11 protein-coding genes are annotated in these 13723 nt (G+C 49.2%); 9 read left to right on the top strand and 2 right to left on the bottom strand.

What is annotated here, in order from left to right; genetic code table 11:
* Positions 1–35: 35 nt before the first annotated feature.
* The 8 genes from AAH187_RS08685 to AAH187_RS08650 all read left to right on the top strand — a co-directional run bounded on the left by AAH187_RS08685 (position 36) and on the right by AAH187_RS08650 (position 9082).
* Positions 36–776: an acyltransferase gene (locus AAH187_RS08685; protein WP_342348056.1), complete on the top strand. Its 741-nt coding sequence runs from the start codon at positions 36–38 to the stop codon at positions 774–776.
* A gap of 11 nt (positions 777–787) precedes the next feature.
* Positions 788–2329 (top strand): class I adenylate-forming enzyme family protein, encoded by a 1542-nt coding sequence (locus tag AAH187_RS08680; RefSeq protein ID WP_342348055.1) that lies wholly within the window; start codon positions 788–790, stop codon positions 2327–2329.
* 22 nt (positions 2330–2351) lie between these two features.
* Positions 2352–2612: an acyl carrier protein gene (locus AAH187_RS08675; RefSeq protein ID WP_342348054.1), complete on the top strand. Its 261-nt coding sequence runs from the start codon at positions 2352–2354 to the stop codon at positions 2610–2612.
* Positions 2609–3718 carry a glycosyltransferase family 1 protein gene (locus AAH187_RS08670; RefSeq protein WP_342348053.1) on the top strand — a complete coding sequence of 370 codons (1110 nt, stop codon included), beginning with the start codon at positions 2609–2611 and terminating at the stop codon, positions 3716–3718. The genes AAH187_RS08675 and AAH187_RS08670 overlap by 4 nt, the downstream gene beginning before the upstream one ends.
* Before the next feature lie 9 nt (positions 3719–3727).
* The gene (locus AAH187_RS08665; protein ID WP_342348052.1) at positions 3728–4852 is read left to right on the top strand and encodes a polysaccharide deacetylase family protein; all 1125 of its coding nucleotides are present in this window, start codon (positions 3728–3730) and stop codon (positions 4850–4852) included.
* Between the two features lie 104 nt (positions 4853–4956).
* Positions 4957–6456, top strand: coding sequence for a flippase (locus AAH187_RS08660; protein ID WP_342348051.1), 1500 nt, complete (start codon positions 4957–4959; stop codon positions 6454–6456).
* Between the two features lie 31 nt (positions 6457–6487).
* Complete coding sequence (locus AAH187_RS08655) at positions 6488–7564, top strand: GNAT family N-acetyltransferase (RefSeq protein WP_342348050.1); 1077 nt, start codon at positions 6488–6490, stop codon at positions 7562–7564.
* Between the two features lie 600 nt (positions 7565–8164).
* A complete protein-coding gene (locus tag AAH187_RS08650) occupies positions 8165–9082 on the top strand; it encodes a phytanoyl-CoA dioxygenase family protein (protein ID WP_342348049.1) in 918 nt (305 codons plus the stop codon).
* 204 nt (positions 9083–9286) lie between these two features.
* Here AAH187_RS08650 and AAH187_RS08645 read toward each other — a convergent pair whose 3' ends face one another.
* Positions 9287–10303, bottom strand: coding sequence for a class I SAM-dependent methyltransferase (locus AAH187_RS08645; RefSeq protein ID WP_342348048.1), 1017 nt, complete (start codon positions 10301–10303; stop codon positions 9287–9289).
* Positions 10304–10700: 397 nt separating this feature from the next.
* On the bottom strand, positions 10701–11426 hold the full coding sequence (locus AAH187_RS08640) for a GNAT family N-acetyltransferase (protein WP_342348047.1): 726 nt from the start codon (positions 11424–11426) through the stop codon (positions 10701–10703).
* Positions 11427–12653: 1227 nt separating this feature from the next.
* Here AAH187_RS08640 and AAH187_RS08635 point away from each other — a divergent pair.
* Positions 12654–13723: hypothetical protein (locus AAH187_RS08635; RefSeq protein WP_342348046.1), on the top strand; the 1070-nt coding region annotated here is incomplete at its 3' end.

Here is a 13723-nt window from a genome sequence, read left to right as displayed (position 1 = left end):
GTTGTATAGGTTTGCTATCGGCAAGGAGCATCGGGATGAATGAGAGACCGTTAGTCGAGTCACTTGGTGACGCAAAGCTTTCCCCGTATCGTCAATACCTCAGTATGTTCGTTGGCAAGGAATCTCTTGGGGCGTTGGCCAAATATGAACTGTATACCTCGGTGCTGGGTCGATTACCGGGCGCTATCGGGTATTTCGTCCGTGGCAAATGCTATCCGGGGCTGCTGGCGTCCGTAGGCCGGGGTTCGGTCTTTGGTGCAGGGGGCGTGCTCCGTTGTCCAGGAAGAATCCACTTGGGGCGGGGAGTGATGATTGATGATTGCGTGGTTCTGGATGCCAAGGGACCCGGCTCTTCCATCGTGCTTGGTGATCAGATCCTCCTGGGCCGGAATAGCATTCTCAGTTGTAATGACTCCTCGATGTCAATCGGCAACTTCGTGTCCATTGGACCATTTTGCTTTCTGGTTTCACGCAGCCATCTGACGATCGGGTCGAACGTCGCGATCGGTGCAGGAACCTACATGCTTGGTGGCGGCCATGCGTATGACGATCCCGATGTGCCTGTCATTCAGCAAGCCCGGACATCGAAGGGAATTTCGGTTGAAGACGGCGCCTGGATTGGCATTGGCGCCAAGATTCTTGATGGTGTGACCATCGGTCAAAACAGCATCGTTGGTGCAGGTGCCGTCGTATCTAAAGATGTGCTGCCATGGACAGTGGTGTTGGGTAACCCCGCTCGTGTTGTAGAAAAACGTAAGCAGGTTAAAGAAGGATGAACACACTTCCCATGGTTTGGTCTGAGGCAGAACGTCTGTGGCCTGAAAAGATTGCTCTTATCACTGATAGAGAAGAACTGACCTATCGGGAATTGGCTCGGCGTATACGTCGTGTATCCAACGAACTCATTCGTCAATGGGACGTTCGGCCGGGCCACGTGGTGGCCTTGCTGGCGCCGAACAGCGTTGAGTTCGTCGTGAGTTACTTTGCGGTGACGGCGATTGCCGGAATTGTTCATCCCGTCGATGAGCGTCTTAAGCCTGAGGAGATCCGCTTTCTTCTTGAAGATTCCGGTGCCCAATGCGCGATTGTTCATCAGGCGCTCTGGTCCAAATTTTCGACGGTGTGGAAGTCATTTCCCGCTTTAGAGCAGGTATTGGCCATTGGCGACGTCGAGGCCACTGCAAATGTTGAATGTTTCGATAGGTGGGTGAACCAGCCTGCCGATCCCTGTGATTCCCAAGAATCGGCAATGTCACCAGCGCCTGACGCCATAGCCGAGTTCATGTATACCTCGGGTACGATAGGCAAGCCGAAAGGCGCCATGCGATCCCATGCCAATGCCAGAGCTGCATCCGGCAACGCACGTCTGGCATTCGGCTACCGGCACGACGACGTGATTGCCATCGTTATGCCACTCAGCCATTCGAGTGCCCTGGTCAGTCAGATGTTGCCCATGATTGAGGTGGGAGGAACAGCCGTGTTGGTAGAACGTTTCGATGCGGTCGATCTCCTGGCACGAATTCGTAAGCAGACCGTCACCTGCTTCCGTGCGGTGCCGGCCACCTTCAAAATGTTGATGGTCTATCCGGAGTTTCGTGCCGACTATCTTCCCTCTTTGCGTTTGTTGATGAATTCCAGCGCGGCGATCGAGTCTCAGACCCATTTGGCAATCAAGGAGCGTTTCCCCAACGTGGAGTTGGTCAATTCATACGGGCTGACCGAAGCCTCCACCTGCACGATACTCTCGGATACTATTGCACTGGAACATCCGGATTCCATCGGTGTGCCGATACCCGGTGTGGAGATGGCCATCATGGACGACGAGGGGTGCCCTGTGGAGGAGGGACTGACGGCCGAGATTTGGGTCCGAGGTCCGCATGTGTGTCTTGGTTATCATCGACTCCCGGCGGAAACGGAAGCGTTGTTTGCACCTGGAGGTTGGCTGAAAACCGGTGACATGGGCCACAAAGATGCTCTGGGACTTTTTTACTTTCACGGTCGCAAAGTTGATGTCATTAACTGTGGGGGAAGGAAATATGCACCGGCGGAGGTGGAGCAATGCATACTGGAACTCAAAGACGTTGCCGAAGTTGCGGTGCTTGGTGTGCCGCATCGGGTCCTCGGTCAGGTTGCCAAGGCTTATGTGGTTTTTCGGGACCGTGCGACTGGAGATTTGAAGGCCGTGACCCGACATTGTGCCCGGTTTCTTCCGAGCCATAAGGTCCCCTTTTTCATAGAGTCGGTCGAAGCCTTGCCGAGAAACAGCCTCGGCAAGATGCTGCATCGGGAGCTGAAGACGAAGCCACATACAGTGGTGCACGGAAATTAACGAATTGGCGAGGACTAACATCATGTCAAACACACATGCGAAGGTGATCGAGTTTCTTTCAGGAGTGCTTCAGGTGGAGATTCCGCCGAATATCGATGATCTGCGCCGCCGGGAATTTTCCGATTGGGATTCCATTAATCATTTACGTCTGATCATGGAGCTTGAAGACACGTTAGGCGTGAGCCTTGATGACGAACAAGCGGCAGATCTGTCGTCATCGCGCCAAATTGAGGCGTTGTTTGTGAAGCACGGAGTGAATTTACCCGATGAGGCGTCTTCATGAAAATCGGCATATGCGCCAGAACATGGGGAGAGAACGGCGGCATCGGTGTCTATACGCGAAGCGTGATCGAAGCCATCTTACAACTGGATACTCGAAATGAGTATCACATTCTTTACGCCAACCATGCGCATCTCGGGTCGTTGCCAAGTACGGATCGTGTTTGTGAAGTGTATCTGCCTGCCAAAGGCAAGTGGATGTGGGATCAGTGGGCCGTCCCGAGATATGCGCACCGCGAGGGCCTCGATCTGATCTTCCATACCAAGTTTGCCATCCCGTTTCTGTCTCGATGTAAAACGGCCATGGTGCTCCATGGGACTGAGCGGTTTGTTCACCCGGAATTTCATCAGACGACGGATCTCTGGTTTTTTAAAACCGTCTATCCGCAGTATTTAAAACGGGCCTCCCTGATCATTGCGGTATCCAACCGGGCAAAGGACGATATCATTTCCTACCTGGGCATTGATCCGGATAAAGTGAAAGTGGCGTACCTTGCCACTGATCCCATTTTTCGATCGATCAGTGATCCGCAACAGTTGGACTCTATCAGAGTCAAATACACGCTTCCCTCGCGATTTATTCTGTTTGCCGGCCATATCTATCCCGGGAAGAATTTCACGCGCCTCCTGGAAGCCTTTTCAACCGTGAGAAAGCAGATCGATGTTCATCTTGTTGTGGCAGGCGGTATGCGTTGGAAATATCAGGATGACATGAAAGCCTTAGAAAGTCTGGGATTACAAGACTGCGTTCATTTCGCCGGTTATGTTCCGCAAAAGGAACTTGTCGCCTTTTATAGCCTCGCCGAGGCAACCGTGTTTCCTTCACATTACGAAAGTTTCGGGCTGCCAAACATTGAGGCGAATGCGTGTGGATGTCCATTAGTCACGAGTCGTACAGGAGGAAGCCCTGAAGCCGCAGGCAATGCCGCCATCTATGTCGATCCACTAAACGTGGAGGATATTGCGAATGCCATTGTTCGAGTATTAACCGATGATGACCTTCGACAAACACTGATCGCCAACGGGTATGAAAATGCCGCGCGTTTTTCATGGGAGAAGACTGCGCAATCCACGCTTGAGGCGTTTGAGTGGGTCATGGCTCCTGCGTAAGATGCCACCTTGATCATACGACATTTCAAAAGAAGCGTTGAGAAGAATCGAAACGAGTTGCTTGGTTTGGGGCTCGGACGTTATCCCGCATTTGTGCGTGTGGATGTGTCTCCGGAACAGATCCCTGTCTTTCAATTCCACGAGGTCTCGACAGCTACACTCGAACCAGTCTTGGCGTTCATGGCCAACAATGAATATTCCACTCTTACCGGAGATGAGTATTACGAACGGATAGTGGGTGCCTCACCACGACGAGATCGTGAAGTGATGTTAACGTTTGATGATGGCTACGCCAGTTTGTATGCGGTCGCGTTTCCAATTCTCCAAAAATTTAAGCAAAAGGCCGTGGCCTATATTGTTCCCGGTCGCATTCCCGAGGGAGAAATTAATTCTAATGAGAATGATATGGACCGTGCCCTTTGCAGTTGGTTGCAGATACGGGAAATGCATGATAGCGGGGTGATCGATTTTCAGTCGCACTCTTTGTATCACCATAGTATCGCGATCTCTCCAAAGATTTGTGATTTCAATAGGCCAGGTCTTTCGACCTCCTTCCTGCAATCTGATCTCGCGCCGATGCGTTATCGACATATGGATGGTCCTGATCCGGACCTTCGATGTCCCTGGGGATTACCAATCTACCAATGGAACGCCCGGATGTGCGGTTCTCCGGCGTATATCCCAAACACGCAGGCTGAAGACCTGTGCATCAGGTACGTGGCGGAAAATGGCGGTGAAGCGTTCTTTGACGCTCGGGGCTGGTGGCGGCAACTTCTGCAGATTATGACGAGTGGGCAGGAGAAATACGTGCCGAGACAATTTGAAACTCCCGAGCGGCAGCGAAATGCCATGCTCACAGATCTCCGTCAGTCAAAGACGGCAATCGAATCCAGATTGCCGGGTAGTCGTGTGCGCCATTTCTGTTTTCCCTGGTATCGAGGTTCCGCGCTCGCGGTTGAGATTTCCCATGAGGCCGGGTATGTCTCCAACGCCTGGGGTAGCCTCCTGCCGAAATATGTGAACAACGACGACCGCCAACCTGTGCCGATACCCCGACTTCCACCACGATATATCCATAGGCTGCCAGGTGACGGACGCAAACCATTGTGGAAGCTCTTCGGTGGAGCCGCGTGATGGGTGAGTGTGTCTTTAATAGGGGACCTAGAGATGGTAGAGATGTTTCTTTACGTAATTTCATGAGGGAACGCTCTTCGGCACAATGAAGGATTCGCCGTCTTATGATTGAGGAAGTAAAAAATAATGGAGAGGCAGGATCACGGATATTCAAAAACTTTGGCTATTTAACCGTCGGCAAGGTGTTGGCCGACGTTTTTACCTTTCTTTTCTTTCTCGTCCTCGCACGTAACTTCGGCCAGGAAGGCATCGGGCAATATTCGTTTGCCATGGCCTTAACGGGGGTGCTCGTCGTATTCGCCGATTTCGGCCTGCAAAACCTTTCCATCAAGGATATGAGTCGCGACAGAGATAGTGTGGCGATTTATTACGGCCGCCTTATGGCGGTTCGTCTGTTGTTGTCGGTGGCGGTTTGTTCTGCTTTGGTGGTGATCACGCTGTTTTTGCCGTTTTCGGAGGAGATGAAGCTTCTCATTATTGTGATTGGAGCCTACCAAGTCTTTATCACGCTCGTGAATGGATTTGGTGCCGTTTTTGTCGCCTTGGAGAGTATGCATGTGACCAGTCTCCTTGAGGTCTCCCTTCGAGTGACCACAGCGATAACGGGCATTGTGATCGTTGGGTGGGGAGGGAGCCTGCTTCTCGCTCTCTCATCCTTGCCGGTCATGACCATTCTTCATGTGGCAGGCGGGTATTACCTTACCCATCGGCGTTGTGGGGCGCTTCGAATTTCTATCAGGCTTGCCGGTTTGCGCAACGTTCTGAGGGATGCCTTTCCCTACGCCTTACATGCCTTGTTTGAACTTTTCTCGTCCAGGGTGGCATTAATCTTTATCGGGTTCATGTTGAGTGCCGGAGCTGCGGGGACCTTTAATGTCGCCTATCGATTCGTGTTTGTGCTGTTGTTTATTCCGGTATTTGCCAGGCTGGCGATTTTCCCCGTTGCGTCCCGTTTATACGTGAGTTCCCCGGACCAGATGAAGGAGCTCTATCGCATCACTCTCAACCTTGCCATTGTTCTTGGTTTCCCGATGGCGGCGGGTATCTGGCTGCTCGCGCCGAAATTGATCGAAGTTCTCTATGGATTGGCGTTTCTCGAATCGATAGAGATACTGCGTTGGCTGGCCTGGCTCATCCCGGCGGTTTTTTTACGATGTATCATGGAAATTTTTCTGATCGCGTCCGATCGTCAGTCTCTCGTGACAAGGAGTCACCTGCTGATTGCGTGTCTCGGTGCCATCGCTCATTACTGGCTGATTGTCGGATTTAGCCTCCAAGGGGCAGCGGCTGCAACCCTTCTGGCAGAAATCCTGCTCATTGTGCTTCTTGGTGAGCGCCTAACCGCGTTGTTTGTGTGGCGGAGCTTCGGCAGACGAATTGCCATTTGCACTTTTGCCGTCCTAGCTTTCCTGGTGCCTTTGGTGGTGTGGGATCGTCTCGAATTGCCCCTCACGATACTGGTTGCGGTTGTCATGTATGTCGGGGTTTTGGCTATTTTCAGGGATATTCGACAGAACGAGGGGACACTTATCCTCAACTACGTGCTACACAATCGGGAAATTCCCAGTGTGTTCTCTCAGAAGCCAATGACGAAGTCCGGGTAGATTTAACGCCGAGAGAGGGAACAGTTGTACAATGCGCATTAGAACGATCCACAACATCCTAGAGTTGGATTCCATAAAAGATGTGTGGAAGGTCTTTGAAAGGGTCTCCGGCGGCCCTACGGTATTTCAATCCTGGACATGGAACCGAATCTGGTGTGATCAGGTGTTGGCAGACGACCCCCAAAAGCGGTTGGCTGTGAAGCTCGTTGAGGATTCCGGAGGGCGACCTGTGGCCATTCTCCCGTTTTTTGAGCAGAAAATAATGGGGTCGATTCTACAGATAACCCAGTTTCTTGGACATCGGATGTCTACTTATAATGATGTCCTCCTTGCCGACCCGAATGACATGGAGTTATGTAAAGACGTCGTAGAAGCCCTTTGCTCCGAAAAACAAGCTAACGGCTTCATTCATCTTCGGCAAATGTCGGATGAGTCGATTTTCGCCAAAGAACTTATCGTCCGCGGTCTTGCTGAGCCACAGTGTCAGCGCGCGTGGGTTGACGCTGACCCGAAGGTGCTGGATCCTTTGTCACGCGTCAGTAAGTCCCGGAGAAAGCATATCCGCCATGCGGAGCGAAGCCTGCGTGAGAAGGGTAAGGTTGAGTATCGAGCGTGTCGTGAAAACGAATTCATGTCTGCCTTTGACGAGTTGATCGATTTGCATTGCCGGCGGTTCTTACAAAAGGGTAAGGAAACGAACCTCACGAGCCAAAACGTCGGCTTCCTCAGGAAGGCGCTCACAACGCTTAGCCACCAAGGGCAGGCGGAAGTGCTCCAGCTTCGATTCAATGATGCCACAATCGCCGGGGTGCTCCAGATTATCGATCGTAATCGGTACTATTCCCTGCAATCAGGATTCGATCCTGCATTTGCGGATTACTCACCGATTTGGTTACTCGACGTAGAAAGTATGCACAGGGGATTCACGGCACTTGGTTGTACACGTTATGAACTCGGGGCGGTATACAATGAGTATAAAAAAAGTTGGAATCCCTCGTTGGCTATGAGTTATGTGGCAACCTTTAATGCTGATAATTGGCTCCCTCGAATTGCGCAAAGTGTCTATCGAAAGAAATTCAGGAGAGACGGTCAACGGTTGGGGGTGTAGAAATTGGTTGGTGAGAATGTGGTGGCAAGGACTTCTGCGGACTTGTCTTCCTTCATTCATGCGGACCGATTTAAGAAGACTTCAATTTTTTTTGTTGAGCCAATTCTGGTGGGGGCATGGTTTTAGAAATACGAGTAGAAGACCTTCAGGCTTTACAGGCTTTGTCGTCTAAGCATTGATGAATGCCTAAGTATATGATCTTCTGATATCCTCAGTCTGCACCGCATATTGAATCGTATCGGCAAGGGCATGCCACTATAAGTGGTATTCGAAAGAGCCGTTTTGCCAATGGGTTCGCCCCAGGGGACTTGTCGGTTCGCCTCCCAATGCGTGGCTATCATGCTGTCGTTGTCCAGCTCATTCAGGTCGAATGTCACCGAGGGCTCCTGCTCGCAGAGATTTGTTCGCACAGTCCGCTGCGACACCGGCCACTGCAGTCATTTATCCCAGCACTCCAGTTTTAGGCAAGGTAGCCCGAAGAAGTAATGTGTTTCAATGAAACTGGCGCAAAATTATGGCAGGCCATGAGTGTCCTGATCAACAAGAGCAGAAACGTTAATGTGATGAAGGATTCGTAATGCATAAAACAAAGGCGAACCAATGAATGCAGGCGTAAGAGATTTGCCAGGTTCATACAATAAGCAAGTGGCATCGTATGAGGAAAATGGATTTCTTGTTTTTCGGAACACCATTAGAGAATCGCTCATTGATGAGATGAAAGCGTTTATAAACCAAAAGGAAGCAGAAAAAGTAAAAACATTCACCCTGCTTTCAAAAAGACGCGCTATCGGTGTTCACGACAGTTTGGTCGCAAAAAAAATCCTTCAAGAGTTTTGCACAAAGAATAAAGAGATACTCATTGAGGTTTTGGGATCAAACTCTCTGGTAACCGATATCTCGGTGTTGATATCAGATGCCAAAAATGATGCACAAATGCTGCACACGGATTCTCCTTGTCGTGTCAGCGAAGAATGTAACTTGATTATCCCCTTAGAGTTATTGCACGCGGCCAACGGTCCGACGGAATATGTACCAGGATCTCATTGGGGGAAGAAAAACAAGATATACAAATACACTGTTCTTCGTTCATTCCTGCAAGGAAAAAAGGAATATGTAGATTGGTGCTTGAAAAGTCGAAGTAATCTTAAATTTGCGGTCGCAAAGGAAGGCAAAATATTTTTACTCAAACTGATGGCCTATCCGTTTTTTCGATTAATTTACCTTCTAAAACTGAAATATAGCAGTGTTTTTCATCAGCAATACGTCGTTAAAGACGAGGACATCAAACAATTCATCGCCGATAAAGGTGATGTTCTATTGTATTCTTCTAGTTTAATTCATCGGGGTGGACAAAACTCGACAAAGAATAATAGGTATGTTCTTAGCGCCCTAATAAAGGAAAACAGAAATAATCGAAATCCGAACGTCAAATATCACCAGGAAGAGCAGAACGACTATTTTACAACTACCGTGAAAAACTGTGGGACTCTTCATGATTACCTTAATGGAGATTTGTGACTTGTGAGGTATGGTGTGCCACCGCATTGCGCGAGGCTCACATCGGGCGTTCGCGGGTCTTGCCCTTCGTTACGCGCGATGTCGGCTGGTGGTCTTCTTTCATTTACGAGGGAATTTAACAAGAGGCTTCATCTTTGGCTTTCGACAAATACCCATGAGGCCAGGTCTTGGATATATGTGGAATAGCTTTGTCGGCTATTGAACCTACGTCGTTTTATCAATGGTGAATGCCCAAGTATATGATCTTCTGATATCCACGGCCTGCACGGCATATCGAATCGTATCACCTACGGCATACTCCACATGCGGCATTCGGAATAGCCGGTTTGGCCAATGGGTAGAACCCGGACGAGTATCAAGCTGAATGCCTTTTCCAAAGTCTGCCCGAAAGAATAGACAAAACCCATCAAAACCTCCGGCCCGATTTACACGTCGGGTCGCCAGCCATTCTTTTGGTATCGCCTTGCCATTGTCCATCTCGTTCAGGTCAAATGTCAGTATCGGCTTTGGCTCGCAAAGATAGAAGTCCAGCGCTGCTTCCTCCAGGAAGTGTCGAATGTATCCGGGCGGTTGAAACTCCTTAGCTTCAGGAAGATCGCGCAAGAAACTGAAGTCAACGCCCTGTGGAAGATCACGCACGGTCACAGGTTTCTCCCAAAGAAACGGCATTCTGTATTGTTTTTTTAGAGCGACTGGCTCCAGAAACAGTTCGAATCGTCCCGGTAAAATCTTGCCGTTGCTCTTTAAAGCTCGCCGCTTCAGGTCCAGTAAGTTCTGTATCATGTTCTCGTTAAACAGATCGTCGCCCATCTGTTCATGAATGATGAAATCCACTTTCTCGGGGGGATTGAAGCGCCGGCTATTGGAACGCACGAATTTGATGGTATCGGTACCATTTTTCTCGGCAATTTTTTGCGCAATCCTAATGAAACTGGAGTGATCGATGGCGTAGACCGTGGCTCCCTGTCGTGCGGCATACAGTGCAAGAATTCCTGTACCCGTGCCCAGATCAATAGCCGTATTTCCCGGCTTGATATGGGCGCGAATGGCGTCATGATAGGTGTCCACCCGTAGATGGTCTGCCAACATCTTCTCATGTTGGTACAGGCTGCTAAACTCGCCCATATTGGCAAGATCATAAAACAGGCTGTCCAGCGTTTTATTGGACTTAATGGCCTGCTTTGCAAGGCTGGTTATACGTCTGACGAATGCACCGGTCATGCCTGCCTCCTAAGGTTTCTGAGATTTGGAATGTGTAACTGGTTTTCTGGAAACTAGGACAGACAACGTTATTCTTTCCCCATTTTCGGGTTTTCCATCGAATCACCAATCTTGGATCTACCGGGAATGTCTATCTGTATTGGCATGATTGTGTTCCCCAACAACCTAAGGGAGGAGGATATTTGGAAATGTGTGTTGAATTCGTGCCCGGTTCTTTCCCATTAATGCGAGTGGCACTTGTGGGTGTCATTGCACCGCAGCGTTTTTTCAATTCCTTTGGTCTCCCTACAGAACCAATGTTTGCACGGTTCACTCGCTGGACGATCTAAGTGGCAGATTCATAACGACGACCAGAGGGGATCCTGCAAAAGGTCAGCTGGGGGCATTGTCGGGTGGATCAGATTGTTAATTTAATAGGACTATTCGGTCCGCCATAGGCGAATCTAAACCCTGATGCCTTGTCTGTTTTTGCCATGCATACTCCACGGCCAAATACCCTCACCAATAGCACTCGTCCGACAATAATGGCGTCGGCCGCTAGATGGCCTCGCACAGCATTTCGGTTTAAATTATCTACTGCGAGCACTATACGGGAATAACCGAACTTCGTAAGGTCACGCGCCGCAGCCTTGAGTAATCTCCTATACATTCCTTTCCCCCGGTACGCGGTATCAACTCTTGCGTCATACAGCCAGACAGTTTTTGGAGACAAAGCATATGTAATTCCATCAGCCACCTCTTTAAAGGAGTCTGTACGAAACCAAACATATGCACTCAACATCCCATTCTGCTTGAACATGAGAACACGATCGCCCATCATGAGCCGCTCATTTTGTAAAGCCGAACGCTTCAATCGAGAGAGCAGATTCGAAGGTTTGAATCCGGAAAGCCACTCGGGATCTTCTAGCCCTGCCCAGATCAGTTCCCCCTGGTCTCTATCAGAAACCAAGTCCCCTTGAAGGTTAATTTCCATAAGCAGTTCATGGCCTACCCGAAAAAGAGAAGCAGGAATAAGCCGCTCGGAAATACATGCAATTGTATAGAGTAGGCCAAGGGACCTCGCTCCGCCTACTAATTCTCGGACTCGTTCATACGATCTGTTCACGATTTTCGCGAATGTCATTCAATAACCTTTAACCTTTACTCAGCATCCCGTCCGTCTTTGGCTTGGAAGGCATCACGATGAAGTTGTGCATATTATTTCTCTTACCTGCGACTTCCATGGGGAGTTCCTCTTCCCAGGAAACACATACAAATTCGACCTTTCCCTTTTACGTGAGACCCAATATTCATTTCATTACAGAGGGACTGCAATGTTTGCTGGTAGCGGATCATTCGCTCGGTCCGGCAAAAATGCTGAAGCCAGGGAGTGAGCTGCTGCCTTGATCTGACCCCCCTGTTGTTGATCTACTCGGTCATGCATCGAAGGGCATGAGGGAGTACTGTTCATCGAACACAAATCTAAATGGAAGGGTGGTTTCTTTTCCTTCGGTGGACTGGCATGAGCTTCTTGAGCTAGTCAGCTAAGCCAAGCCCCCTTGAGTTTGGAAGTTCAACGTAGAGTGACGGCTCTCATCCAAAATGTTTTCTGCTCAGGGGGGTGAGATTCAAGTTTTTTTCAACCAATCTTCTCTGACATGCAACCCGCGAAATTTTTAATGGGCTAACCGTCATTCCTCTTCTACCGAAGCCCCCATCCGCCTTTGCCTGGAGGATTAAAGAGGAAGAAACATCTGGGTGACGCCTATTTTTTCTTCACTGGGTGATTTGTGTGGGATGGATCTGAAAGTAATTGTCACATTGTTGAACGGTTATGAGGACTTCCACGACTTCAAGAGGGTACTTTTACCTTTCCCCCCACGCTATGCCAATTACACTTTGTGGTCATTGAAGAACCGCATCTAGAGAATGCTAAACCGTATGCCTAACTCACTGTTTGGATAATTGTACCCACAAGGATTTAATGGAATGTAAGTACTAATAGTGAATGCTAGGACCTGCATATAACCCACTAGGTTTGATGCATGTATCGTTTTTCGTTTTAGGCTTCTTAAAAAGCCATAGTATTTGGAAATGGACTTCTTAGGATTGCCATTGACCCAGACTTATTTTCTAGTCCTACTATACTAGGCTTAAGGTTTGCCTTTTTCCCCCGAAAGGGAAGCCAAGGAATTCTAGGGAAAAATTTATCTCTTTGAATCCGGTCGAGCGAGTTAATATCCCCGATGGTCCATATTTTGCTTCCTTTATTATTTGCTCTGTTTCATGAAATGAATGGGGGATAAATGAAAATTGGGCAGAAACAGAGTTTGCGCATTGGCAATTTGAATTTTTAAGGAGGGTATGCCAGATGTTTGTCATGCAAATTTTAGTTGTTGCGATACTACCTTTCTTTATGACGATTCAGGTCTATGCCCTGGATACGATTCCGGAAAAGCTGTCCGATTGGACCGAAAAAGGAGTTGTCCTCCAAAACAGTTCCGGCGTTGCCTGGGAAAATAAATCTGGCATTGCCGTCAGTGGTATATCAAAGGTAGGGGGAGTCTATTATCTGCATTATCTCGCAGGGTTTAACGGGTGTTGGGATGCGGATGGTGATGTCAATCACCAATCACTTGGTCTTGCCACCAGTACGGACGGCGTGAATTTTACAAAATTCGGAAGTAATCCCGTGTTGAAGCCACATGACTTTGTACCCGTAAGCTCCCAGGAAGAAGGGATCCGAACCGCCTATATTAAGTACCTTCCTTCAAAGGGGAAATTTTACGGATACTTTGGTGTCGAATCGCCAGGGGGTTCTCAGACATGTAACTTTGGTGGAGGAGGAACTTGTGGATGTAATATTAGTGTTGATTCCCGGGTGTATGGAGCGACGTCGGTTGACGGGAAAAGTTGGACGGTGGAAGGGGCGGTCGGTGGCGCATATTCCTCAGGTGGGAGCGAAGTCTATGCTGCAGGTTGGGTCTATGATGGCAGCCAATTCGGTCTGTACCTTACTACTGCTGAGGGGGGACAGCTAAAATCTGCATCTAGAGGATCCAATGCTTGGAGTCTTACGGAATTGGGCGGTATCAGTGCCCTCGCTTGGGGCTGGTCCGGGCTCGACGCCTATTTACACGATGATAACAACACCATCACATTAATATATGTTCCCGCTGGTGGGACTCATCCTGGTAGCAATAATGACAACCTGTATTTTGCTACCACTCACCTTAACGACATGAGAACTATTCAAAATGAACGGGTCGTACAATCAAATGGGGTAGAGAGAAATATAATCTTTCGAGACGGAAACGAATGGAAATGGTATTACAGCGAAGAACCGGCTTGGAACCAACCCACAATCAAACTCCGCACTCACCCTATCGCAGGCATAGACAATGTACCGCCCGAGTCTCCCAAAAATCTGAATGTCACACC

The organism is uncultured Nitrospira sp. (assembly GCA_902500695.1).
Taxonomy (GTDB): domain Bacteria; phylum Nitrospirota; class Nitrospiria; order Nitrospirales; family UBA8639; genus Nitrospira_E.
Note: the sequence above shows the minus strand (reverse complement) of the source record. Positions and strands in the feature narration are given on the sequence as shown.